This is a genomic window from Allocatenococcus thiocycli (assembly GCF_921292965.1).
Classification (GTDB): Bacteria; Pseudomonadota; Gammaproteobacteria; order Enterobacterales; family Vibrionaceae; genus Vibrio; species Vibrio natriegens.
In genome coordinates this window covers 38,652-64,363 of the sequence record NZ_CAKLCK010000012.1, presented here as the reverse complement: position 1 = coordinate 64,363, position 25,712 = coordinate 38,652, and the positions used below count along the sequence as shown (strand labels likewise).

At 45.3% G+C, this 25,712-nt stretch carries 21 protein-coding genes; 12 read left to right on the top strand and 9 right to left on the bottom strand.

What is annotated here, in order from left to right:
• The first annotated feature begins 43 nt into the window (after nt 1-43).
• The 7 genes from cmk (at nt 44) to L9Q40_RS05790 (ending at nt 7,998) form a co-directional block, all read left to right on the top strand.
• A complete protein-coding gene (cmk, locus tag L9Q40_RS05820; RefSeq protein WP_065302632.1) occupies nt 44-724 on the top strand; it encodes a (d)CMP kinase in 681 nt (226 codons plus the stop codon).
• 110 nt (nt 725-834) lie between these two features.
• Nucleotides 835-2,505 (top strand): 30S ribosomal protein S1, encoded by a 1,671-nt coding sequence (gene rpsA / locus L9Q40_RS05815; protein ID WP_014232467.1) that lies wholly within the window; start codon nt 835-837, stop codon nt 2,503-2,505.
• Between the two features lie 213 nt (nt 2,506-2,718).
• Entirely contained in the window at nt 2,719-3,000 is a 282-nt protein-coding gene (gene ihfB / locus L9Q40_RS05810) for an integration host factor subunit beta (RefSeq protein ID WP_014232466.1), read from the top strand.
• A 438-nt stretch (nt 3,001-3,438) separates the two neighbouring features.
• The gene (locus L9Q40_RS05805) at nt 3,439-3,732 is read left to right on the top strand and encodes a LapA family protein (RefSeq protein WP_498792617.1); all 294 of its coding nucleotides are present in this window, start codon (nt 3,439-3,441) and stop codon (nt 3,730-3,732) included.
• Nucleotides 3,733-3,750: 18 nt separating this feature from the next.
• The gene (lapB, locus tag L9Q40_RS05800) at nt 3,751-4,926 is read left to right on the top strand and encodes a lipopolysaccharide assembly protein LapB (protein ID WP_498792615.1); all 1,176 of its coding nucleotides are present in this window, start codon (nt 3,751-3,753) and stop codon (nt 4,924-4,926) included.
• A 69-nt stretch (nt 4,927-4,995) separates the two neighbouring features.
• On the top strand, nt 4,996-5,697 hold the full coding sequence (gene pyrF / locus L9Q40_RS05795; protein WP_020335616.1) for an orotidine-5'-phosphate decarboxylase: 702 nt from the start codon (nt 4,996-4,998) through the stop codon (nt 5,695-5,697).
• Nucleotides 5,698-6,159: 462 nt separating this feature from the next.
• Nucleotides 6,160-7,998: an extracellular solute-binding protein gene (locus tag L9Q40_RS05790; RefSeq protein ID WP_498792613.1), complete on the top strand. Its 1,839-nt coding sequence runs from the start codon at nt 6,160-6,162 to the stop codon at nt 7,996-7,998.
• Between the two features lie 71 nt (nt 7,999-8,069).
• On the opposite strand, the gene L9Q40_RS05785 is transcribed toward L9Q40_RS05790, so the two are convergent.
• Entirely contained in the window at nt 8,070-8,309 is a 240-nt protein-coding gene (locus L9Q40_RS05785) for a hypothetical protein (protein WP_498792612.1), read from the bottom strand.
• Between the two features lie 500 nt (nt 8,310-8,809).
• On the opposite strand from L9Q40_RS05785, the gene L9Q40_RS05780 reads away from it, so the two are divergent.
• From L9Q40_RS05780 to L9Q40_RS05765, 4 genes are read left to right on the top strand one after another with little or no spacing between them, the layout of a single operon-like run.
• Nucleotides 8,810-9,814: an NAD-dependent epimerase gene (locus L9Q40_RS05780; protein ID WP_498792610.1), complete on the top strand. Its 1,005-nt coding sequence runs from the start codon at nt 8,810-8,812 to the stop codon at nt 9,812-9,814.
• A 58-nt stretch (nt 9,815-9,872) separates the two neighbouring features.
• Complete coding sequence (locus tag L9Q40_RS05775; RefSeq protein WP_420658998.1) at nt 9,873-10,622, top strand: glycosyltransferase family 2 protein; 750 nt, start codon at nt 9,873-9,875, stop codon at nt 10,620-10,622.
• Nucleotides 10,619-11,287 carry a TVP38/TMEM64 family protein gene (locus L9Q40_RS05770; RefSeq protein WP_498792609.1) on the top strand — a complete coding sequence of 223 codons (669 nt, stop codon included), beginning with the start codon at nt 10,619-10,621 and terminating at the stop codon, nt 11,285-11,287. Before L9Q40_RS05775 ends, L9Q40_RS05770 begins: the two co-directional genes overlap by 4 nt.
• Nucleotides 11,284-13,008, top strand: coding sequence for an ArnT family glycosyltransferase (locus L9Q40_RS05765; RefSeq protein WP_498792607.1), 1,725 nt, complete (start codon nt 11,284-11,286; stop codon nt 13,006-13,008). Before L9Q40_RS05770 ends, L9Q40_RS05765 begins: the two co-directional genes overlap by 4 nt.
• Before the next feature lie 67 nt (nt 13,009-13,075).
• Here L9Q40_RS05765 and L9Q40_RS05760 read toward each other — a convergent pair whose 3' ends face one another.
• The 8 genes from L9Q40_RS05760 to dsrO all read right to left on the bottom strand — a co-directional run bounded on the left by L9Q40_RS05760 (nt 13,076) and on the right by dsrO (nt 23,695).
• Entirely contained in the window at nt 13,076-13,645 is a 570-nt protein-coding gene (locus L9Q40_RS05760) for a PqiC family protein (protein WP_498792621.1), read from the bottom strand.
• The gene (gene pqiB / locus L9Q40_RS05755; RefSeq protein ID WP_498792605.1) at nt 13,645-15,291 is read right to left on the bottom strand and encodes an intermembrane transport protein PqiB; all 1,647 of its coding nucleotides are present in this window, start codon (nt 15,289-15,291) and stop codon (nt 13,645-13,647) included. Before pqiB ends, L9Q40_RS05760 begins: the two co-directional genes overlap by 1 nt.
• The gene (locus tag L9Q40_RS05750) at nt 15,284-16,603 is read right to left on the bottom strand and encodes a paraquat-inducible protein A (protein ID WP_065297063.1); all 1,320 of its coding nucleotides are present in this window, start codon (nt 16,601-16,603) and stop codon (nt 15,284-15,286) included. The genes pqiB and L9Q40_RS05750 overlap by 8 nt, the downstream gene beginning before the upstream one ends.
• 285 nt (nt 16,604-16,888) lie before the next feature.
• A complete protein-coding gene (locus L9Q40_RS05745) occupies nt 16,889-17,941 on the bottom strand; it encodes a c-type cytochrome (RefSeq protein WP_498792604.1) in 1,053 nt (350 codons plus the stop codon).
• Between the two features lie 8 nt (nt 17,942-17,949).
• Nucleotides 17,950-18,513, bottom strand: coding sequence for a c-type cytochrome (locus tag L9Q40_RS05740; RefSeq protein WP_498792619.1), 564 nt, complete (start codon nt 18,511-18,513; stop codon nt 17,950-17,952).
• A gap of 177 nt (nt 18,514-18,690) precedes the next feature.
• Nucleotides 18,691-21,783 (bottom strand): tetrathionate reductase subunit A, encoded by a 3,093-nt coding sequence (locus L9Q40_RS05735; RefSeq protein ID WP_498792602.1) that lies wholly within the window; start codon nt 21,781-21,783, stop codon nt 18,691-18,693.
• Nucleotides 21,784-21,800: 17 nt separating this feature from the next.
• Nucleotides 21,801-22,931 carry an NrfD/PsrC family molybdoenzyme membrane anchor subunit gene (nrfD, locus tag L9Q40_RS05730; protein ID WP_498792600.1) on the bottom strand — a complete coding sequence of 377 codons (1,131 nt, stop codon included), beginning with the start codon at nt 22,929-22,931 and terminating at the stop codon, nt 21,801-21,803.
• Entirely contained in the window at nt 22,928-23,695 is a 768-nt protein-coding gene (dsrO, locus tag L9Q40_RS05725; RefSeq protein WP_498792598.1) for a sulfate reduction electron transfer complex DsrMKJOP subunit DsrO, read from the bottom strand. Before dsrO ends, nrfD begins: the two co-directional genes overlap by 4 nt.
• 177 nt (nt 23,696-23,872) lie before the next feature.
• Between dsrO and L9Q40_RS05720 the strand changes: the two genes are divergently transcribed.
• Nucleotides 23,873-25,708, top strand: coding sequence for a sensor histidine kinase (locus L9Q40_RS05720; protein WP_498792597.1), 1,836 nt, complete (start codon nt 23,873-23,875; stop codon nt 25,706-25,708).
• The last annotated feature ends 4 nt before the right edge of the window (nt 25,709-25,712 follow it).

Here is a 25,712-nt window from a genome sequence, read left to right as displayed (position 1 = left end):
AAACCGAGCAATTTGCTAAAAGAAATAAAAGGTGGAGAAGAACATGTCCTCTCAAACTCCGGTTGTAACCGTAGATGGACCGAGTGGTGCAGGTAAAGGCACTTTGTGTATGTTGCTGGCGAAAAAGTTGGGTTTCCAACTCTTAGACTCTGGCGCGATTTATCGAGTACTTGCACTGGCTGCTATTCACCATGGTGTTGATACTGAGTCTGAGGACGCACTTGTCCCATTGGCTACACACCTAGATGTTCAATTTATCGCTGAAGGTGACTTGGTTAAGGTTATCTTAGAAGGCGAAGATGTCTCCGGTGAGCTTCGTAAAGAAGAAACGGGTATGGCTGCATCTAAAGTCGCTGCGCTACCACGTGTTCGTGAAGCATTATTGCGTCGTCAGCGTGCCTTTGAAACAGCACCTGGTTTGGTTGCTGATGGCCGTGATATGGGAACCGTTGTATTCCCACAAGCACAAGCAAAAATTTTCCTTGATGCGAGCGCAGAAGAGCGTGCAAATAGACGCCTTAAACAGTTGCAAGATAAAGGGTTAGATGTTAGATTTGCTGACCTTTTAAGCGAGATCCAAGAGCGTGACGATCGCGATCGTAACCGCCCAGTGGCGCCACTACGCCCTGCAGAGGATGCGCTTGTGCTAGATTCTACGTCGATGACTATCGACGAAGTGGTAGAAAAGGCACTACAATATATCGAATCGAAGCGAGTTGAGTAACGATACTCAACTAGGCTAAGAGCGTTGGTCGCAAGGATGATGACTGGCGAATTTAATAACCCCATGCGGTAGGATACCCGTGGACGTTTAATTTATTGAAGATTAAATAAATGACTGAATCTTTTGCTCAACTCTTTGAAGAGTTTCTAAACGAAACAGAATTCCAACAAGGCAGCATCGTTAAAGGTACTGTAGTAGCTATCGAGAACGGTTTCGTTCTTGTTGACGCTGGTCTTAAGTCTGAATCTGCTATCCCTGCTGAACAGTTCAAGAACGCTGCTGGCGAACTTGAAGTTGAAGTTGGCGCTGAAGTAGACGTAGCTCTAGACGCTGTTGAAGATGGTTTCGGTGAAACTCAACTTTCTCGTGAGAAAGCTAAGCGTCACGAAGCTTGGATCGTACTTGAGAAAGCTTACGAAGAAGCTGAAACTGTTGTTGGTATCATCAACGGTAAAGTTAAAGGCGGTTTCACTGTTGAACTAAACGGTATCCGTGCTTTCCTTCCTGGCTCACTAGTAGACGTACGTCCAATCCGCGACACTGCTCACCTAGAAAACAAAGAGCTAGAGTTCAAAGTTATCAAACTTGACCAAAAACGTAACAACGTAGTTGTTTCACGTCGTGCAGTTATCGAATCTGAGAACAGCGTTGAGCGTGACGAGCTTCTAGAAACTCTACAAGAAGGTTCTGAAGTTAAAGGTATCGTTAAGAACCTTACTGACTACGGTGCGTTCGTTGACCTAGGTGGCGTTGACGGTCTTCTACATATCACAGATATGGCTTGGAAGCGCGTTAAGCACCCATCTGAAATCGTTAACGTTGGTGACGAGATCCAAGTTAAAGTTCTTAAGTTCGACCGTGAGCGTACTCGCGTATCACTAGGTCTTAAGCAACTAGGCGAAGATCCATGGGTAGCAATCGCTAAGCGTTACCCAGAAGGTCACAAACTAACTGGTCGCGTAACTAACCTAACTGACTACGGCTGCTTCGTTGAAATCGAAGAAGGCGTTGAAGGTCTAGTTCACGTTTCAGAAATGGATTGGACTAACAAGAACATCCACCCATCTAAAGTTGTTAATGTTGGCGACGAAGTTGAGGTTATGGTTCTTGAAATCGACGAAGAGCGTCGTCGTATCTCTCTAGGTCTGAAACAGTGTAAAGCTAACCCATGGCAGTCATTCGCTGAAGCACAAGCTAAAGGCGACAAAGTTACTGGTAAGATCAAGTCTATCACTGACTTCGGTATCTTCATCGGTCTAGAAGGCGGCATCGACGGTCTAGTTCACCTATCTGACATTTCTTGGAATGTTGCTGGCGAAGAAGCTGTACGTGAGTACAAGAAAGGCGACGAGATCTCTGCAGTTGTTCTAGCAGTAGACGCAGAGCGTGAGCGTATCTCTCTAGGCGTTAAGCAAATGGAAAATGACCCATTCAATGCTTACGTTGCAGACAACAAGAAAGGTACTCTAGTTAACGCTACTGTAACTGCTGTTGACGCTAAAGGTGCTACTGTTGAAATCGCAGAAGGCGTTGAAGGTTACATCCGTGCTTCTGAAGTATCTCGCGATCGCGTAGAAGATGCTTCTCTAATCCTAAGCGCTGGTGATGTTGTTGAAGCTAAGTTCACAGGTGTAGACCGTAAGAACCGCGTAATCAACCTATCTATCAAAGCTAAAGACGAAGCTGAAGAGCAAGAAGCAATGGCATCTATCAACAAGCAAGATGACAATGCATTCGGTAACGCAATGGCTGACGCTTTCAAAGCAGCTAAAGGCGAATAATATACTCGCTTAAGCAAAAAAGGAGCCGCAAGGCTCCTTTTTTATATTTATTGCAATAAAAGTAGTAATACTAATATCGGTAAACTATCTTAATAAAAGACATTTCTTCAATGCATACTTTGCGTAAAAATTGTCTAGAATTACGAGCAAGTGTTTGTTGGAATTAGTATTACTTACTATAATGAGTGAGAAAGATACTCAAAGAGGGCAACTATGACTAAGTCTGAACTGATTGAAAGACTCTGCGCTGAGCAAACGCATTTATCAGCGAAAGAGGTAGAGGATGCTGTAAAAGATATTCTAGAGCACATGGCCTCTACATTAGAGAGTGGTGACCGTATCGAGATCCGCGGCTTTGGTAGTTTTTCTCTTCATTACCGTGAGCCTCGCGTAGGTCGCAACCCTAAAACTGGTGATAAAGTGGAACTAGACGGTAAATTCGTCCCACACTTCAAGCCAGGTAAAGAACTTCGTGAGCGCGTAAATATTGGCTAATGCTCTCTGATTAGTTTGAAAAAGCGGCATACTTTTGTGTATGCCGCTTTTTTATAATATGTCCAGTAAGACCAATTCCAGTCATTATCTCATCGTTATTGCTGGTTCAAATCGCTGACAACTGCATTAGAACTTTTGTCATTAACACCGCTGGTTACTGCAAGTTCTTCCTTGTTCTAAGCGATTTCTCCTACACAACTTTCTGATAATTAAATTATTGGTATTAGTGTCAATTATCTCAACTTGCCTTACTCTGGACGGTTTTATCGTGCCATAAGTTGAATGTTTATCTATCCAGATTGCTATTAACTTCGATTGTGTGTCTACAAACCGGGTTTCTTGAGGTTACTTGGGTATAGATTATTGCTAATATACGTGGTCTGAAGAAACATTTTACTGCATAATCTGACCTACTTACTCCTCTAAGGGTGATGTAATATGAAAATTATAAAAATCGTTGCTATTTTCGCTCTCTTTTTAATTGCACTAGCATTAGGCTCACAAAACCAAGAGGTTGTGACCTTTAACTATCTTTTAGCAAAAGGAGAGTTCCATCTATCAACGCTATTAGGCGTGGTATTTGTTGTTGGATTTGGCTTGGCTTGGGTTATCTTCGCTAGCATCCAACTAAAGACTCAACTTCAAGTTCGACGTCTTAAGAAGAAACTGAAAAAGTACGAGCCAGCTAACGCAGAAACTGCTGCTAAGCCTGCTATCGAAAAACAGGCATAAGGATAAGGCTTCACTTTAATGCTTGAACTACTCTTCTTGTTATTGCCTATAGCTGCTGCGTATGGCTGGTACATGGGGCATCGCAGCGCTCAACAAGACAAGCAGAAGCAATCACATCAAATTTCTCGTCAATATATGACGGGTCTGAATTTACTGCTTTCTGATCAATCAGATAAAGCAGTAGACCACTTTATTGAATTGCTCCAAGTAGATAACGAAACCATAGATACCCACCTTGCGTTGGGTAATCTTTTTCGTTCTCGTGGAGAAGTCGACCGCGCAATTCGTATTCACCAAAATCTTATTTCCCGCTCGGGTCTGACTCTTGACCAGAAAAATCTTGCCCTTCAGCAACTTGCTAAAGACTACATGGTTTCTGGTTTTCTGGATCGTGCGGAAAAGATATTTGAACAGTTAGTCGAAGAGCCAGAACATCGAGAAGGTGCACTTCAACAGCTTGTGACCATTTACCAGCAAACGCGTGAATGGGAAAAAGCGATTCACTACGCTAACCAGCTAGCAAAAATGAGTAATAAGCGCTCTCGAATGCGAGTGAATATTGCTCACTATTGGTGTGAAATTGCCATGCTAGATCAAGCTGATGGCAATAAGAGCAAAGCGGTTCAGCATTTCAAAAAAGCACTCTCGGAAGACCCAAAATGTGTGCGTGCCAGTATTGCTTTGGGCCGTATGTATTTAGAGTCGGAAGATTACAAACAAACCATTAAATACTTAACTTCAATCCTGGAGCAAGACAAAGACTTTATTAGCGATGTTTTGCCTACGATTGCAGAGTGCTACCACCACTTAGGGCAAGAAGATGAGCTGGTGGAATTCCTTCGGGCTTGTATCGATAAGAAAGCCGGAGTGTCAGCAGAATTAATGCTGGCACAGCTGGTTGCGCATCACGAAAGTGTGGGCGCAGCACAGGAGCTGTTGACCAAGCAGCTACTGAAAAATCCGACCATGAAAGGTTTCTACCGTCTGATTGATTACCATATTGCAGAGGCGGAAGATGGTCGTGCAAAAGACAGCCTTTCAACCTTACAAGCCATGGTTGGTGAACAGCTAAAAGTGAAACCTCATTATCGATGCAGAAAATGTGGTTTTTCTACTCATTCCCTGTATTGGCATTGCCCGTCTTGTAAGGGGTGGGGAACGATTAAGCCAATCCGTGGATTGGATGGTGAGTAATTTTAGTGCAGCTGGCAGGTTTTCTGTCCGCTGCATTTTTTTAGAAAAAAGAAAATTTTAGGAGATGAAATGATCGACCAAAAAGTTATTGTCGCACTGGATTATGATAACCAAGCTGATGCGCTTGCGTTTGTAGATCGCATTGATCCTGCGTCATGCCGTTTAAAAGTCGGCAAAGAGATGTTTACACTATTTGGTCCTGATTTCGTACGTGAGCTACACAAACGTGGTTTCTCTGTATTTTTGGATTTAAAATTTCACGATATCCCAAATACTTGTTCGAAAGCCGTGCGTGCGGCCGCGGAACTGGGTGTTTGGATGGTGAATGTTCATGCAAGCGGCGGTGAACGTATGATGACAGCATCTCGTGAGATTCTGGAACCATATGGTAAAGATCGTCCGTTGCTGATTGGTGTAACGGTACTAACCAGCATGGAACAGAGTGATTTGGCAGGTATAGGTTTGAATGTCGCTCCTCAAGAGCAAGTGATCCGCCTTGCGACACTAACGAAAAACTCGGGTCTTGATGGCGTAGTATGTTCTGCGCAAGAAGCTTCAATGTTGAAAGGCGAGCTAGGCAAAGAGTTTAAGCTGGTGACACCTGGTATTCGTCCTGCTGGTTCTGAGCAAGGTGACCAGCGTCGTATCATGACACCAGTAGACGCCATTCAAGCTGGCTCTGACTACTTAGTTATTGGCCGTCCTATTACTCAGGCGAGTGATCCTGCTGCGGTATTGAAGTCAATTAATGACAGCTTAGCGAACATGTAATTACTAAACGCAATGATTGTATTAGTGATTCCAAAGGTGGGGCAGTGATGTCCCACCTTTTTCTATTTACTCGATTGGTATTGGATCTGCTAGCCTAAGTTGGAGTGTTTAGGTTTAATGCTCTACGGTCAATCGACTTTGGACTAGGGCATAACACTATGTCGGTCACAATTTCATAACATAAAGCGCTGTGATAAACAGAAAATGCAAGCGGGTGTTATTGATGGGTTGCGTTACAAATAGGTTACTAATACTATGACGGAGATGCATTTACTGCGTTGTAAGGTCTAGGATGACCTGGTGAATCTCGTTGAAATTAATGCAGAAGTTGGCAGGACGTCGCTTCGTATTATACTTTTTTACTTTCCTGTCTGCGTAGGGCTATTCTCGCAGATCTTGTGAGCTTCACTCACGGTCTTCCTTGTATCTACCTTAGATCGCAAATCATAACAAGGAAGAAAAATGACCAAGAAACTGCCATTTTCAGTATTAGCAATACTAACGGCGACCAGTTTTCAGCTGAATGCGGCTGAATTGCCAGCCAATATTGAATGGACTTCAAACAACAATGAGCCTCTGTTCGCTTCAGAAGAAGCGGTTCATGGTGGCACTTATCGCACTTATATTCAAAGCTTCCCACAAACATTACGTAGTGTTGGCCCTGATGCAAACTCAGGCTTACGCCAATACCTGATGGATGGTACGCCAAAAATGGCGCAACGCCATCCAAATACGGGCAAATGGATTCCGCAACTGGCTAAATCATGGGCGTTTGGTGAAGACAATAAAACGGTTTATTTTAAGCTGGATGAAACCGCAAAATGGTCTGATGGTGAGAAGATTACTGCTGACGATTACGTCTTTATGATGCAGTACTACACATCGAAAGACATCATTGACCCTTGGTACAATGACTTCTTTACCAACAGTATCGTGAGTGTCGAAAAGATTGATGATTACACCATCCGAGTGAACCTTGCTGTTGCTCAAAGCCATGACTCCCTGATGGTGATGATCAATATGCCTAGTAATGGCTTCCAGCCTCGTCCGAAACATTTCTTCGAAGGTGAAAAAGACGAAAATAACGATGGCATGCCAGACAACTTCGTACGCAAATACAACTTCAAAGCGGAACCAACCGCAGCCCCTTACTACTTGGATCAAATCAAAAAAGGTAAAAGCGTTACCTTTAAACATGTTGGTGAGGACTGGTGGGGTTACAACAACCGTTACTACAAGAACCGTTACAACGTAGACAAAGTACGCATTACCGTCATTCGTGACCCGGATATCGCGCTTAAGCACTTTGAAAAAGGCAATCTAGATTACTTTGAAATGGTGCTACCTAACTATTGGCACGATAAGACCAACACCGATGTTTATAAAAACGGTTATATCGAGAAATATTGGGGCTTCAACCAAGCACCACAAGGTGCTGGTGGTGTTTGGATGAACACAGCAATGCCATTGCTTGATAACCTTGAAGTGCGTAAAGGCATCATGGTTGCGACCGATTTTGACGGTATGATTGAGAATATCATGCGCGGTGACTACTCGCGTAAGCCACATGGCCTTGGTTTTGGCCATGGTGAGTATGACGATCCGAATAATGCACCACCGAAGTTTGATGTGGCTGCAGCCGTGAAACATTTTGAGAAAGCCGGGTTTGATACTGTTGGGGCGGATGGTATTCGTGTGAACGACAAGGGCCAGCGCCTGAGCTTTGCGATTACTTATGGCTACAACTCTTGGACGCCACGAATTGCTTACCTCAAGGAGCAAGCGAAGTTGGCAGGTCTTGAATTTACCTTAAACCTGGTAGACGGTTCATCTGCGTTTAAATATATTCTGGAGAAGAAACATCAACTGGCTTTCTTGAACATGGGGTCGGGTGAGATTCCAGCATACTGGGAATACCTCCACTCAGATAATGCGAACAAACCTCAGACGAACGCACACACCAACTTCAGCAGCCCAGATCTGGATAAGTTGATTGAGGCGTATGACTCAGAATTTGATCAGCAAAAACGTTATGAACTGTCCCACCAGATTCAAGATTATGTAACTAAAGCAAATATTATTGTCCCTGGTTACATGGTGCCTTATTCACGTGTGGCTCATTGGCGTTGGGTGAAAATTCCAAAAGATGGCATGACAAAAGCGACAGAATGGGTCCTTCATCCAATGGATATTGGTAACTTCTGGATTGATCCTGACGTGAAAAAAGAAACGGAAAAGGCGATGAACGACGGAAAAACATTCCCTGAAGTTAGCGTTGTTGATGACCGTTACAAGTTGTAGTTTTAGCTTCCACTAAAATGTAAGCCCTGTCTCAAAGAGATAGGGCTTTTTACTTTTTGCTAAGCGTCTTGTTATCTAACCAAATAAGAAGCTTCGAGAAGATAGGTTTTTACATCGCCTAAAGAATAAAATGCTTGGTCGATGGCTTTGAAACGTTCATCGATAGAATCACTAGAGATGATGTTAACAAACGTTGTAATCGAGAGAGCCTCGTTGGCTTTAAAAAAACGGTGCACATTTTCTAGCTGAACTTTATGAATGTGCTCAACCTTATTTAGTGCATTGGTTAGGTCTGAGATTGTGATTGACATTGCTACTCTAATTCTTTTATGAGGTCGAAAACCAACCCGTTGCTGGCGGTCTACATTTTCCCGCTAGAGTAGCATCAGCATGCTGAAGATGGACTGACGAAGATCAATGTGTTCTGTTCACTTCGGTGCATTTAGTTAGATAATGATATTTATTCTTATTCTGTATATTTGATATTTAAATGAGTAAATAGACATTTAATCTATCTGTCATATTAATTCCAGTTAGTAATGTCATCACCATTTTTACTATATTTTTTAACTTGATTTAATATTGCACTTGCATTACAAAAATATGAACTTTGGCAAGATTGTGGTCTTGGTTAGGATATTTCCACGTCACACATTTAATTTTGTTTTGTTACTAACTATTTCAGAATAACCTAGAGTAATATCACAACATAAAGTATTTAATCTGTCTCATAAGTTATAATTTGTTAATAAACTTTACATATCAATAAATTAAGACTAATTTTTAAAGATGGATTTTTGGGTTTGATTTTATGAAGTACTTAGTTACTGGAGCTGCCGGTTTTATTGGTAGCGCAACGGTGAAAAAACTTAATGCTCAGGGACATGAAGTCGTCGGTATTGATAACATCAATGATTACTACGATGTACAGCTAAAACACGCAAGGTTAAGTTTTATCAAGAATCCGTCATTTAGATTCTTACAAATTGATATTTCAAATAGGGCGGAAATGGAAGCTTTATTTGAGAGGGAGAACTTTGATCGGGTCATTCATCTTGCTGCACAGGCTGGCGTAAGATATTCAATTGAAAACCCGCATAGCTATATCGACTCTAATGTAACTGGCTACCTAAACATACTTGAGGGTTGTCGTCAGAATGGCGTTCAACACTTGGTGTATGCCTCTTCCAGTTCGGTTTATGGCTTGAATAGTAAAGTCCCTTTTGCAACGTCTGCTAGTGTCGACCATCCCGTATCTCTATATGCCGCGACGAAAAAATCGAATGAGTTAATGGCGCATTGCTATTCTCATTTGTATCAAATTCCTACTACTGGATTACGATTTTTTACTGTCTACGGCTCTTGGGGACGTCCCGATATGGCGCCATTTATCTTCACCAAAAAGATACTTGACGGGGAATCGATAGACATTAACAACAACGGTGAGTTGTGGAGAGACTTTACACATATTATCGACATCGTTGAAGGTATCGTTCGCATAGCCGATGTCATTCCTGTCCAAAATGCTCAATGGAAAGTAGAGACAGGCTCGCCAGCGAGTAGCTCTGCGCCGTTTGCGGTTTACAATATCGGTCACGGGTCGCCTATCAACCTGATGGACTTTATATACGGGATAGAAAATGAGCTCGGCATTGAAGCGAAAAAGAATTTTCGAGATATGCAGCCCGGTGATGTTTATCAAACGTACGCAGATACCGAAGATCTTTATGCAGTAACGGGGTATAGACCTGTGGTATCGATACAAGAAGGTATTGCAGAGTTTGTGTCCTGGTACCGAGAGTTTTATAACAAGTAAAAATAAAGTAAGGCTATAGGGCTTGTCTTTATAGCTTGCTATGACAAGGTTAGAGTGAATGTTGCCGAGTATATCAGTCGTTATTCCTGCTAAAAATGAACAAGGGAATATCGGGAAGTTAGTGAAAGAAATTTATGATAGCTTGAAGGCTTATCCAGAAGTAGAAATTGTGATTACTGACGACGGAAGCACAGATAACACAGTGCAGGAAGCCCTTGATGCTGCGCAGGAGTGTGGTTGTAATCTCCAAGTTGTTAGTCACGAGCAAAGTTGCGGACAAAGCACCGCAGTTTTGACGGCGGTTAAACACGCAAAAGGTGAGTGGATTATTACCTCTGACGCAGATGGTCAGAACGACCCGTCTGACATGCCAAGTATGTTAGAACTCGCAGCTAAAGTGACTAATCCGCATTTTTGTATTGCGGGTTACCGGGCGAAACGCTTGGATACGGCTTGGGTTCGCTTTCAGTCCAAAGTCGCTAATAAAGTGCGTCATACTTTATTGGGTGATGGTGTGCCCGATTCCGGTTGTGGTCTCAAAGTTATTCCCAAAGCAACTTACTTACGTCTACCTTACTTTGATCACATGCATCGTTTTCTCCCTGCATTGATTAAGTCGCTTAATGGTGAAATTGTGGTTCATCAAGTCGCGCACCGAGACCGAGAAGCAGGGACGTCAAACTATAACGCCTGGAATAGAGCGTGGGTTGGTATCGTTGATTTGTTTGGTGTGATTTGGTTACAAAGACGCACTAAAAATCCACTGGTTAAAGCGGTGAGTGTTGCAGGTACAGAACAACAAGAATGAAGTGGTTGAAGCTTTTTTTATTAATTGCTGTCGGGGTTCTGATTGCGAATCAGCTTGATAACCCCGTCTTGGTGCATTTAACGGATAAAAACTGGCTAGTTGGTTATATCCAACAAAATGGTATGACAGGTGAGGTGGTGGTATTCACTTTCAGCGTTATATTTTTATCTTTAAGTGGGCCTAAGCAAGCAATCGCACTCGTGTTTGGGTATTTATATAATATAAACCTAGGCGTGGTTCTGACATTATTAGCTTGTGTTGTCGGTGCCGCTTTTAATTATTATTGCGCTCGGTTTATCTTCGCCAACTGGTTATATCGTCATTTCCCTAAAAAAATGATCAAATTCAATTCATTCGCCAGCCGAAAACCATTTTATAAAATCTTGCTGTTACGTTTGTTCCCTATCGGAAATAATGTTGTCACTAACGTTTTATCGGGCAGTGTGCGAGTTCCTTTTTTTGCTTTTCTTTCTGCAAGCGTACTTGGCTATCTCCCGCAAGTGATTATATTTGCACTAATGGGAGCCGGCATTCAGTCGTCAAGTAATACAATGATATATCTCAGTATTTTCTTTGGTGTGGTCAGTGCGTTACTGACTGGTTTTCTGTATAGAGATCATATTAAAAGCCGCGTTGAACTATTAAATATGGAAGAGGAATTATGAATCCTGTTGTTGCGAAGTCCAGGCAAGTTTGGCAAAACGAAGACTATTATCAAACGCTCTGCTTCTTATTGATCCTCGCTATTATCATCATTTTTTCTGGAATTGGCCTACGTGATCCTTGGCCTGCAGATGAACCTCGTTTTGTCGAAGTTGCTCGTGAAATGGTTCAATCAGGTAACTGGTTTTTCCCGATGCGAGGAGGAGAGCTTTATCCGGATAAACCGCCAGTATTTATGTGGTCAATGGCAGCCTTCTATTGGCTGACTGGCAGTATAAAAGCGACCTTCATGTTGCCCAATGCGATTGTTAGCCTGGTCGCATTAATTTGTTGTTATGACATTTCGGCAAAACTGTGGAATGTGAAAACCGCTCGGAGTGTCGGCTTTTTATTACTGCTGGCTCCGCAATTTATAATCCAGTCTAAAGCGGCTCAGATTGATGCTATGGTCGCGGCTTGGATTACCATTGCGATGTATGGGTTGTTGCGACATTTCTTTGTAAAGACCAGTTGGGGATGGTACGGCGTTGCGTGGATTTTCATGGGGCTGGGCATTATAACGAAAGGCGTTGGTTTCCTGCCAGCCTTGTTCTTAGTGCCAGTTTTGTTGCTTCATTTTACGGGCAAACATCGATTCGATGATGCGGTTTCCTGGAAACTGCTGCTTGGTCCCGTGTTTATGTTAGCGACCATTGCATGCTGGCTTTTACCTATGATTTCGATTGTTGAGATAAGCCACAATCCGGATTTTGCAGCATATAAAGATAATATCTTGTTTAAGCAAACGGGAGAGCGCTACGCAAATTCTTGGGGGCATATTAAGCCTTGGCACTATTTCGTCGTCAGTGTTATTCCGGTTATGTGGTTCCCGCTTTACTTTATCTTCTTTAACAAGAACTTCTGGAAGCAGTTACGTTTGTCGCCTGCGCTTATCAGTCTGCTGTCGTGGATTGTACTGGTCATCGTATTCTTTAGTATCAGCCCAGGGAAAAGAGGTGTATACATCTTGCCAGCATTACCAATGATGGCGATTTTAGCTGGCTATGCCTTTAGCCATCAGTCTTGGCCTTCATGGACAAGTAAAGTGCTAAAAGCTCTGACACTAGTTCTTGGCGTGGTTCTTTTTGTGGGTGCAGTGCTGGTAGCGCTGGAGGTGAAAGCAATCACCAAACATTTAGACGATTACGATTCAGCATTACCTTTCGCGGCATTCTTTTTAGTCGCGGCAATAATATGGGTAACAGCTTTCTTCAAATCTCGTGCGGTTCCTGCCATTGGCGCGTTTTGGGTAGCGCTGTCACTAACATGGGTTTGGTACAGCTTTGCGGGTTACATGTTGCTCAATCCAATCCGTACGCCAGCAAAAGAAATAATGGCGCAAGCTCATAAGGCGATTGGTGAGGATGGGGAGTTGGGGCTTACTGAGTTTAAAGAGCAGTTTCTACTATTTTCTCCAATATCATTAACGCACTTCAGTTATTTATCTGATCATATAGAGCAAGAGCGCAATGCATGGCTATGGATAAATGAAAAGCCAAATCGTTACATTCTTACACACGATGGCCATGAGAAGCTTTGTTTTGATATCAACAAAGCGAAGCCACTCGGTAATGCACATCGTAAAGACTGGATGTTATTGGATGGAGCAAGTGCGCTCGAGAGTTGTGAGCCACCTAAAACCATCAAACGTTATGAGTTACATGTCGTCGAGCCTTACTCATGATAGGTAGTCGGTATATATAGGAAAGGGGAGCAATACGCTTCCCTCTTTTTTGGCTTTAACTAAACACTTACAGTTGTTGCGCGATGTTGTCTGTAAGGTTTTCCAGTCCGGCCGAAAGTGCACCAACCAGAGCATCGTAACCTTCATCCTGTAAAGGCATTAGGATTTTAACTGGTGAGCGATGTTGCACTTTGCCATTAGCATCAATCAACATCCATTCGCCTTCAAGCTCGGCGTTACCTTGGTAATTTCCATTGAACTTACTCAAACTCAGCTGAAGCTTATTTTCGCTACTTTGATCTATTAGGCTATGTACTTGAACTGGCCAATAATGGCTTTGCTTGTGGCGCAGGTCGTCAATGATTCGCTGAGTTATTTGCTCTGAAATGCTTTGCGCCCACTGGTTGTGTTTAGCCTGAATAATTTGTGATTCAGAAGTGCGATACACAATGCCACTATTATTGAGATAGCTGGCCAGCTCAACTGGGCGAACAATCAACAGAGGGCGTTCAGCCACTGCCGCACTACTTAACGTTTGAGACTCTACTTTCGGTAACAGATACATCGAACTGGTTGGTTCTGGTGCGCTGCTACAACCTGCTAATAGTGCAGAAACTAAAAGAAATACACGCTTCATCATTTTTGCCCTCTGACAGGTACCGGATCACTGGTTTCTTCTTCTCCAAACACGAGTGAGTTTGGCTTTTCATTAAGTTGTTTGAGTACCGGTTTAAACTCGGTCATTACGCTTTCAAGTTCTTTGAGCGTAGATTCCATTTCGCTGTACATAGTTGAGTTAGGATCGTAACCATCGAGTGTTTTCTGTAGCTGTTGCAGACTCTGACGAATGTCCGCAGGGATCTGCTGAGTATCGTTCTGGCTCAACAATTTATCGATACTGTTTGCCACACGCTCCGCCGAAGCCAACGTGCGTTCTGAAGTCTTCAGCGTTTCATTTAACGAGTTTAGCGTGTCTTCCATTGGTAACTTGTTGAGCTTATCCAGGAAATCATTCACTTGCTTTTGAACCTGGGCAAATCCGCCACGCATGGTAGGGAAAACCTCTAAGCCCAAAAACTCGTCTGGTACGTATTTCTCGGCATCTGGATAGAAGTCAGTATCAATGTATAGAGCTCCAGTAATTAAGCTACCGGTTTTCAACGTGCCACGAAGGCCTTTGGCAAACTCAAGTTTCAATTTCTCGCTGTAGTCAGACATCGAATCCGTGTGGAAGTGCTCAAACAAGCGACCTAATTCAATGCGCACTAGTACCGGGATTCTTTTGACTGAAAAACTTTCTTCTTGAGTCGGGAAGCGCAGTGGTACTCTCATGACGGTACCAATTCGCAGACCTCGGTACTCGACAGGTGCTTTCGCTTTTAGACCACGGACGGATTCATCAAACAACATAACAAATTCAATGTACTCGTCGTACATGCCTTCACGAAGCTGTTTAGCATCATCGTATAAGCGAAAACTTGCCATTTCTTCCGTGAGTGGCTCACCTGAGTCCATACCGGGAATGGAGTCGAAAGTTACGCCACCTGTCAGTAAGCTTTCAAGAGAGCCGAATTTTAATTCAAAGCCCTCGGTATTGAGTTGTAAATCGACGCCGGAATTGAGCCAAAACTTGGTGCGTGTACGAACTAGATTGTCATACGGCTTAAAGATAAAGAGTTGATAAAGCGCCTGACGGGAATCAACATCAAAACTGGTTTTCTCTACGCGGCCAACGGTAAAACCTTTAAAGATAACCGGATCGCCAACCCCCAGCTTTCCTGCTTCACGGTGAGTTAAGACCAGTCTCAATCCTTCAGCATCGGGAGCTGCAACGGGCGGAACATCTAGTACCGTGAACTTTTCTTTCTCTTCATCTGACTTACCAGGCTGTAGCTGAATGTAAGCGCCAGAAAGTAAGGTTTCTAGCCCAGAAACGCCTTCACGGCCAATGCGAGGTTTGACGACCCAAAACATGGTGTCGTCTCTCAGCATACGCGCCGCGTCTTTGTTCATCTGTGCTTTAGCGATGATGTGATCATAATCTTCGCTGAGTGTGACTTCGGTAATAACGCCCACTTTTACGTTAAGCGCTCTTATCTCCGTCTTGCCTGCTTCAATGCCATCGGCTGTCGGTAGCTGCAATGTGATTTGTGGGCCGGTACTGTTGATGTAGTGAAACAGCATCCACGCCCCCATAACTAGCGCAAGGATTGGAACAATCCAAATAGCAGAAACCTGCTTTTGCGGTTTTATTTGAGCGGTTGTGTTGTTCTCATCACTCATATTTGGCTTTCTCTTTTAAGTCAGGCATCGGCTCTTGCACATCATTCTGTGGCGATTGCCACAATAAGCGTGAGTCAAAAATCATGGCAGAGAGCATGGTGAAAATAACCACTGCAGCAAATGACAACGCAGCAGGGCCGGGATAAATCGCCATCAGGTTTTGCAACTGAACCAGTGCAACCAAAATAGCGACGACAAAAATATCAATCATTGACCAACGGCCAATAAATTCAGTTAAGCGATATATCTTTAAGCGTGAAATACTTTCTTCCGGTGGAAGGTATCGCGCTTTTTGAGCTTGAATATACAACCACGCCAGAGCGAACATTTTCGCCATCGGAATGAAAACACTGGCAAAGAAAATTACCATAGCGATTGGGTAGGAGCCCAAGTGCCAGAGCAAAATGACCCCTTCCATAATGGTAGAGCCTTCTGAATGCCCAAGGCTAACGGTGTACATCATCGGGTAGAGGTTCGCAGGGATATAAAAAACTATCGACGCAAAAAGTAGAGCCCACGCTTTTTGTAAGTTGTCGGTAGGGTTGTATCTGTGAAGCGGGCTTTTGCAGCGAATGCAGGCTTTATCTTCGATACGGTTTATCTGATGACAAGTATGGCAGCCAATATGATTGTGATTGTGGTGGGTATCACCTTCTGCTACTCCAGGCACCTCTACGGCAGGAATAAAGTGACCCCATAGCCAGCTTCTATCGACCATCGAAATGCACTTTACGACTAAAACGGTGTAAACGCAGAAAGCCCAGAAAGAGGTTCCCATACCGATATCGGCGAGAGAAGCAATTTTGATCAAGCTGACCAGTACACCAATCAAAAAGACATCTACCATCAGCCAGGGCTCGACCTTAAACAGAATACGGCACAAGACTTTTGTCATCCTCTGCTGCTTTTTAGAGGGGGAGTGTTTGAGCGTTTTCAGTGCCTCAAGATGGAGGAAAAGAATCAAGCCCACGTAGATGGTTGGCAGAACAACAACCGTTGCTAATAGCAGTACGCCAAGTAGGACATTTTTGAATTCGGCCAGCATTTTGGCTGCGTGCAGTAACGTGATCTCTTGAGATAAGCCTTGCACACTGAAAGACATAAATGGAAACGAAACGCTGAGTACCAACATAATCAAACATGCCGACGAGATAGCAATGACACTTTGATACGGTTTCGCATTCACTTTAGTGAGTGAGTGTGAACAGCGTGGGCACTGTGCCTTTTGCCCCTGTTCTATCTCAGGAATACGGACAACAAGACCACATTCTTCACATGCTATTAACTGACTTGAGTTTGGTTGAGTGCTCATGGAATAGGATTGTAAATCATTTGCCCGAAAGAATACTCTGTTTTACAGCAGATACTTATATAAGGCAAAGATTTTAACACAAATTCTACTTGCATTTTAGTGACTAATTGGTGTAGGTAATTTCTAGGATGGTAGTTATTTTGCACGCAAATAAATTGAGCGCAAAATAGAAGGTTTGTTCAAGGTTAACCTTTTTATGAAAGGGGTTACCTGTCGAATGGCTAACCCTATCTCAGTTGGTGGAATAGAAATCCTGCTCCCAATTAAGGAGCAGGTATTGTTACCTTATTTAACGGTAGTGCTTTCAAACGCATTAGCGCCGATTTGCTTACCATTCAGCGTTTTCCCGTAGTAGCCTTGGTGCTGGTGGTACTTTTCAGCGTTCGCGGCAACACTGCCTTTAAAGCGAGGATCTTGAGGACGCTCGTGACTATTGACGTACGCGGCCACATCCCATGCTTCCTGCTCTGTAAGCTGTACACTTTTGCCAAGCGGCATATTCTCGTAAATAAAGTAAGCCGCGGTGTTGATACGGTGCATGCCAGCGCCCCAGTTATACGCGTTTGCCCCCCAAAGAGGTGGGATGTAAGAGTGACCATCGCTGCCTTTGATGCCTGAGCCATCAACGCTGTGGCAGGTTTCACAGTTCTTTGCGTAAACCAATGCGCCTCGCTCTGGTGACGGTGTTTGCTCTGGTGTCGGTATTTTCGGGTAACCGCGTCCGGCAAGGTTGCCGCGTTCTTCCACAGGTAACGCCTGAGCAATGGCTTCTGGCAGAGGGAAATCTGGCGCTTTCCCGCCCGTTTGCAATGTTTTGGCGTCTATCTCAGGAATTGGTTCATCGCTCATGCCATACTGGTCCAGCAAGCCACCCATGGCTAGCCAGTAGGCGTAAGAACTCAGTGCGATAATCTCTGGTGAATCATAAGCGGGTGCTTTACCGTTCATGGAATATTCGAAGCAGCCTTGAATGCGGTCGGCGTAACTGTTGACGCGATCGTTTTTCTTCCGATAAGCAGGGTAAGCCATGTAGGCTGCCCACAAAGGTGCTGCATTGGCTTTGCGTCCGGCTTCCATATGGCAGTTCACACAGTTTTGCTCATTGCCTACGTACGTTCCGCGCATCTGTTGCGAGTTCACAAACAACGAATAGCCACGTTTTACTTGCTCGCCAAACTCTGTGTTGGCAATGGTGCTGAGATCGCGTGGCTTGAGGTATTTATTGTGGCTTTCTTTTTCAACCGCTGGCAGTTCTTTTTGGCGATCGGGCAGTTGGTCATTTGCTATTGCAGCAGCAGAAACCACAGGCAACACGAATAAAGAATAGAAAAGTTTCATTTTTGCTCCTAATAACGCAGTGAGGCAAAGTAGTAGGAAAGGTTTTCGATCTCTTTATCGGTGAGATTCTTCGCGATGGTGCTCATCATATTGAGCGGGTCACCACTACGAGTTCCGTTTTTCCAAGCCATTAATTGTGCTTTTAAATAATCGGCGTGCTGACTGGCGAGACGAGGGAACTTATCGACTCCCATACCGCTAGAGCCATGACAAGTTGCACAGGCTGGAATGTTGCGGTCCCAGTCTCCCTGGAAAATTAATTTGCGATAAGGGCTGAGAATGTTGGCTTGGTCGCCGCGTTTCTCTGGGTTTGTGAACTCATAGCTTGGTAAGTTTGCGTAGTATTCGAGTACTTCTTTGCGAACGCTCGGATCGCTCACTTCTTGAGCCATTCCTTGCATGACCGCATTTTGTCGCTCACCGCTAAGGAACAGCTCTATTTGAGAATTGAGGTAATTAGCATTTAAACCGGCAATCATAGGGGCGATATTGGCCTGGCCCATACCATCTTGACCATGGCAACCGCTACACACACCAGCTTTTTCAGGAATAGACGAGGCGCTTACGCTCATTGTGGTTGCCAGCAAACTGGCTGCGACCACTGAAAGAACTTTTGACATGCTGACTCACTTTGTGTTTTTTAGAATCGCAATATTGTCTTCCTTGTCAATAAGTGGCGGTATTGTGGATTTCCACATATTTGACGCTGAGAAAGTGAGAGGGCTGCCCCAAAAGGACAGCCCCGAAGGTTAAGCTTTGATTATCTTAGCTGGCAGGGATTGACGTGCCGCCGCGCCGACCACCCAATCCAATAACACGCCTTTTCCTTCTCGGGTTGGATCTATCAAGCCAATGTCATTGATGTTGACGCCATCCTGGCGGCGAGTTTTCACTGGCTGCTGCTTATCGCCAATCCAGTGCGCGCGTTGTCCTAACTCGGTATGACCAAATCCATGTTCAAAGCCGAGAGTTCCCGGACGAATGCCGCTAACTACCATCGCGAGCGCTTTGGTGCTTGCCGACGGGGTTTCGATAATAAACTCATCGCCGGTTTCAAGACCCGCTCGTTCGGCATCGATAGGGTGGATATAAACCGGGTTAACTCCTTTGATCGAGTTCAATCTTGGCGATAAATTTGACACCGCACTGTGAATGTTGGACTTAAAATTCGTCAGGCTAAAAGGCCACTCAGAACTCGGGTATTTTTCCTCCAAAGGCGTACCGTCCGCCAGTTTCTGCGGATGCCATGTCGGACATCCGGAATAGAAATCGCCCGTCATGGTGTTTCTTGCGCTACCAACACGCTCGTTCCATATCGCAACTGGACGCGTCCACTTATGTTTCATTTGCTCATCTTGATAGGCTTCTGTGGTGTTTTCGAATCTGCCACCACGAGCAAAAATAAAGGCTACGCGTTTCATCTCCTCTGCGGTGAGTGTTTTTTGCATGGCTGGCATCAAACGCTCTAAGCCCGACCATGCAATATCCTCTGCCGATACTTCGGGCACGCCGCCTTTCACATAAGCCAAGTTTGCCGCAGAGCGTAGGTAGAAATCTTCTGCGCTATGGAGAGCGTGCCAGTTACCTTGAGCGTCCGGAATTGCTTTGTCACCAAATCCGCCCAGTTGCATTTTCTTAGCGACATCAATCAAAAAGTTCTCTAAGCAAATTGAGCGGCCGTCGGAAGTTTTATCGGTTCTTGCCTCCACAATCGGCCAGCGAGCAGTCACGGTTTTCACGGGTACGCCATGCCAAGGTGTTGCCATACCCCAGCTTTCATAGGTGACGGTGTCTGGCACAATGTAATCCGACAACGAGGTGGTTTCGTTGATGAAAGCATCGACGGAGACAATTAAACCAAGCTGTTTTGGATCTTTGAGCTTGTCTTCCAGCAATGTTTTTAAACCTGGGACGCCATACATTGGGTTCGCCATATGATTGACCCAGGCTTTTACTCGGTATGGGTACCCATCGATGGCTGCCGACAAGTGCTCAGTAAGCAGTGGTGCCGCGAATGGATACCAAGGCGCGCGTGTTGGGTATGGGGATTCACCAGCTTCAACACGACGCTTGTATTCGCTGGTCTTGTGATACGGGAATTTACTGCGAGAGAGAAAGACGCCCTTCGGACCGACTTTGCCTTGAAATTGGGTGAAGTCATAGCGTGGACCATTGGCGGAGGTTGGATAGCCACCTGCTTTCGCCATCGCGCCGCCTTTCATGTTGATATTCCCAATCAGTGCGTTGAGCATCATGATGGTAAACGCATTGTAGAAACCATTCGTGTGCATGTTGCCACCGTGGGTATCGACGACTGCTTTTGTACCGTGACTGGTAAATCGCGTTGCTAATTCCACAATTTGTTCGACAGGGATTTCACACTGCTGACTGTAAAACTCCAGGTTGTATTTAAACGCCTCTTCTTTGAGTCTTTGCAGCGACGATTTTACCCGAACATCACCCGATGTGAGTGTCACGGTTTTATCGACAAACAGTTCTGCTTCATCGGACTGAGTATGAACACTCAATTCACCGCTCTGGGCATCGACAATGACATATGGGTCTGAGTCAGAAAGCACATCGCCATCGAATGGCAGGTTGAGATCGGACGCACGTAAAAACGTCCCGTTCCTAGGGTGCTGCTCATCGCTGATCACCAGATGAGTGGCATTGCACCAGTGCGCGGTGCCTGCGAGTTTCATTGCGTTTGCGCCTGGCTGGGCTAAGAAGGTTTTATTGTAGCGTTGGTTTTCCAAGATCCACTGGATCATACCTAGCACAAGGGCAGAATCGGTTCCGGGTTTAATCGGAATCCAGTGGTTGTTGTCACCCGCCGCTAGGCTTGACGAACCCGCAGGCAAGCTTGGCGAGATGATTCTGTACTCCAGTTTACCGTTGGTTCGCGCATTGGCGAGTTGCCGATCCTGACGCTTAAATGGATTACCAGCTTGAGCGGGTGACATACCGATGAAGATAATGTATTCCGCGTTGTCAAAATCTGGTTTCAAATGCGCGTACTTATCTAGATCATTCATGAATGCGCCGCTGCCAGCGCGAAATGCATAGCCGCAGTATGAACCGTGGTGACCGAAGTTACGCGTCCCAAAACTGTTAAAAGCGAAACGTTTAAAGATGTCGTCGCGGCCTTCGTTTCCGGCATTCGTCATTAACAGTTGGTTGGCTTTGGGGCCATATTCTGGATTGTCAGGATCGACTGGTGTCTTTAAATCTCGAATTGCACGCAAGCCATCGACATGACCTTCACCAAACAAATCACCGCCTTCGACGACTTCTTCAATCAACTTCTCGTAGCTAATCGGAGTCCATTTTCCTTCGCCTCGCTTTCCTGCTCGTTTGAGTGGCTGGGTGATACGGTACGGGCTGTTACGAATCTCTAGCATGCCATTGCCACGAGCACATGCCGTCGATCGACCTTCAAGACCCGCTTCTCCCGCCAAACTTAAATAGGCGTCTTTGACTGGCGTTTCGAAGGGAATATGTTGCTGTTGAGAGAGTGGGTGATATGGGTTGCCACTGATACGCAAAATTTCGTCAGTACGGTTGTCAATGCGCACGCGCAATCCACACAGTGACCAACAACCGAAGCACATCGACGGCGCAACGCGCTGATTTGAATTCGGGATCAGATTGCCTTTGCCGCTGACTGTGTATTCAGGTTCCAGAGAGTTGCCGTGGTGACTATCGCGAGTCTTTTTACCCGCAGTGCCTTCAAGCGCACCTTCTACCATATGTTTAGTGGTGGTGGCATAACCTGCAGCGAATGCGCCAAGCCCACCAACGGCAAGCCCTGATTTCAAAAACTGACGGCGTTTGTTATCCATAATGAAATCCTCTTTGATTAGCGTTGGGTTGAGGTGAGTGAAGTCGTTTTGCTATGGGTGTTTTGTTTGGACTGAACCAGTTCTGAGCCGAGTAAGGCCAGTGCTAGCCAAAACCCGAACATGCCAATAATGCCGAGCCAGCCATTTCCATCCATAGTTAATTGGTACGGATACAGACCGGCATCGAATTTGGCGATGGTCTGCACTTCCATGATGGTGAACCAGCGAACCAGCCAAGCACTTGCAAGTGAGGTTAACGACATGCAAGACAACCCAAAGAAGCGGCGAAAGTGAGGAGGTGTGGACGTTTTACTGTCTTTCAACGTAATGAACGCGAGCAACACACTGCCTAAAATTATCAAGGTGAGCAGGGCTATGTTTTGTACCCATTGGTCGCTTGAATATAGTGAGAATGTCGAGTTATTGGATGCCCAAATTGGCATGAGAATCAGGGTTAAGCCTCCGCTCATTAGCACAGACTTTTTCAGTAAGTTGGTATCGCCCGAGGATAGGCTTTTTGAGTGGTTTGGTAGTAGTAGCCAGATCAGCAGAGCAAAACCAACTGCGCCCATAAATGCAGTGACGAACCAAAGAATAGGCGAAGCAGGTTGATGCCATAAAGAGCGTGACTGAACGACGGCGATTTCTGCACCCGTATAGAGTGCGATGGTTAAGCCAGAAAACACGGTGATCATAGATATCATCAGCATGGCTTTACGGGAGATCTGCCACTCACCAAACGATAACTTCGACAATAAAGGCAGTATTTTCCCCGGTTGCTCACGCAAATTGATCAGGTCCTGCCGCAGATACAACCAGGCTGTCATCACAGCTAGACCAGAAAATACGGGCAGGAACAGCGAGCCTAAAGACATCCACGACCACGGGGTGAAATGCGCGTAAAAATGCCAAGCGCGCCCCGGCTGGTGTAGATCGCCCGTTAACGCCAACGGTCCCACGATAGCGCCTATGGCCAAGGTTAGTACCAATGCAGCGCGCAGCCGGTGGCTGGTGTATTGTTCAAACAGTAAAGCAATCAAAAACAGAATGGCTGCCGCATAAGCAGAACCGATATAGAAGAAATACTGCACTGCCCACGGGAGCCAGGCCATCGCTTGAGGTTGGACTAACACTTCGGTGATGTTCATGCGTGTTCTCCTTGTGGGTCGTAAATCGCTGGTTGTCCGTCTATGTGGTCGGTAAAGCGTTCATCCATGCCGATATAAAAAACGTGCGGTTTGGTGCTTTGTTTGGGCTTGAGCACTTTGATGTCGTTTTGATGTTCTGCAATCAAGCGGCGGATTTCACTTGATGGGTCATTCAAATCTCCAATCACGCGAGCACCGCCCACACAAGTCTCCACGCAAGCTGGCAATAACCCTTTTTCTAATCGATGTGCGCAGAAGGTGCATTTGTCAGCAGTAAGTGTGTCTTCATTGATAAAACGAGCGTCGTAAGGGCAAGCTTGTACACAATACGCGCAGGCGACGCAGCGGCTGTTATCCACCATGACGATCCCATCTTCGCGCTGGAAAGTCGCCTGAACGGGACAAACTGCCACGCAGGGCGGGTTGTCACAGTGGTTACAAAGGCGAGGGAGCATAAAGGCTTTAGACTCTTGAGTGGCGGAAGAACCATTATCGAGCGACACCTCGTATTGTTTTACCGTGGTTCGGAACTGTCCAATAGGCGCTTGGTTTTCGATACTGCAACCTACAGTACAAGCTTGGCAGCCGACGCATTTGCGTAAATCAATCACCATGGCGTAACGTTTCCCGACCTGTCCTTTTCGGTCGGGGGAGTGGTTATTTCGAATGACATTACCCGCCGTGGCAGTGCCAATACCAGCAATTGGGATCAGCGCGGCACCGGCTGTGACAGCGCTGAGAAAGCGACGTTTGGTGGAATCCATAACTCACCTGCTTAGTTGAATTTGAACTGACTGATTCCATTGTGAGAAATGTGCTGCGAGGTCGATATAGTGGATTTCCACATACCCAGATCAAAGTTGATCTAAAACAAATGTGGTTTAGGGAATGTAGCTGTTATTCTTGTTCCATCATTTGCTTAGGGAATATTCAACCTCATCATGAAAAAAACATCGCTGTTGTGTCAGGTTTGGATTCTTTTCTTGGCTATGTTCTCCTCTTTGGTTCAGGCAACGCCTTCGGTACAAATTGAGCAACAAGGCGTGAAACAGCCTGAAATAAAGAAGAATGAGGTTAAGCAGATAGTTGACGTTGGTGTTTTGGCAATACGTGGTCATCTCTATGCGGAGCAGAGGTGGCAACCGACTATTGAATGGTTAAATAAGCAAATTTCTGAAGTTCACTTTGTTCTTCATCCTCTGAACTTAGATGAAATGGGAGAGGCGGTGAAATTTCAGACCATGGATTTCATCGTAACCAATCCCGGACAAGCGGTTCGATTAGGCAGACAATACGCGCTTTCCTGGATGGCGACCTTGACCAGTCGCGCCCCACAAAACTCAAACTATGGCATTGGGTCAGCGCTGGTGGTGCGGGCAAACTCTCCGTATCAAACACTAAAAGCGGTGTCTGGGTTGCCAGTGGCCGCGGTGTCGGAAAAAGCTTTTGGTGGTTACTTAACTTTGCGCTACCAGATAGTTGAAATGGGGTTTGACCCGAATGACTTTTTTGCAGACGTTCGCTTTCTCGGCTTCCCTATTGACGCCAACCTCTATCAATTGCGTGATGGTAATGTCGAAGCCGCTGTGGTGCCCGCCTGTTTATTGGAGAAGATGCAAGATGAAGGTCTGTTACAACAAGGCGGTTTCAGAGTCTTAAATCAACAGCCGCATGAACGCTCCTCCTGTGCGGTGTCGACTCCGCTTTATCCCAACTGGTCATTTGCCAAAACAGAGCGAGGCTCTTCTCTTGTGGCGAAAAAAGTCGCTCAGGTATTACTTGCGATGCCGCCAGAACATCCAGCGATTATTGCTGCTGGCGCATCGGGATGGACCTCACCAGTGAGTTTGTTGAGCATTGATAAACTCTATCAAGCTTTAGATTTGCATCCCCTGCAGCAACCTTGGTGGCAGGAGGCACTGCGTTGGCTGCGTAACCATCAGGAATGGGCGTGGGCGCTGTTCATTTTTGTGATTGTGTTGAACGCTTACCACTTTTGGCTTGAATATCGTTTTAGTAAAAGCAAGCAGGCGTTGGAGCAGACTTCGCTGAGGCTGAAAGAGAAAAGTGAGCAGTTGGAGCATTCGCAGAGAGTTGCCATTGTCGGAGAAATCGGCAGCAGTCTCGCTCATGAATTAAACCAGCCATTGGCGGCGATTCGAAATTACAGTGAGGGCGGTTTGCTGCGTTTAGCGAAGAAGCGCCCTTACGAAGATATTGTTCCTGTTTTTGATAAGATACAGGGTCAAGTAGAGAGAGCCGACGCGATCATTCAACGTCTAAGAACTTTGATCCGCAAGCGTAGCGTTGATAAAGCGCCATGTGATATTCAAGCGTTAATTGATGACACGGTTGAGTTGCTCCATTTCCGACTGCAAAAGCAAAATGTATCGGTTGTGACCAGTAGCGAAGGAGAGGTTCGCCACATCTTGGCCGATGTCGTGGGTGTTCAACAGGTTTTGGTTAATGTGATCAACAACGCGATTGATGCTTGCGCTTTGTTTCAGGAGAAATATCACTCGTCCGGTTATCAAGGTAAAATTGCCCTGCACAGTGACTACCAAGGTCATCAGCTTTCCATTCGTGTATTGGATAACGGGACAGGGTTACAGCAAGAAAACCCTACTCAAGCGTTTGTGAGCACAAAGGAAGAAGGACTTGGGTTAGGTTTGGCGATTTGTCGTGACGTGATGGAATTGCACGGTGGCGAGTTTCTTATTCAATCGACCACGCCACACGGTTGTTTGGTTGAGCTTGTGTTTCCATATCAAGACTAACCTG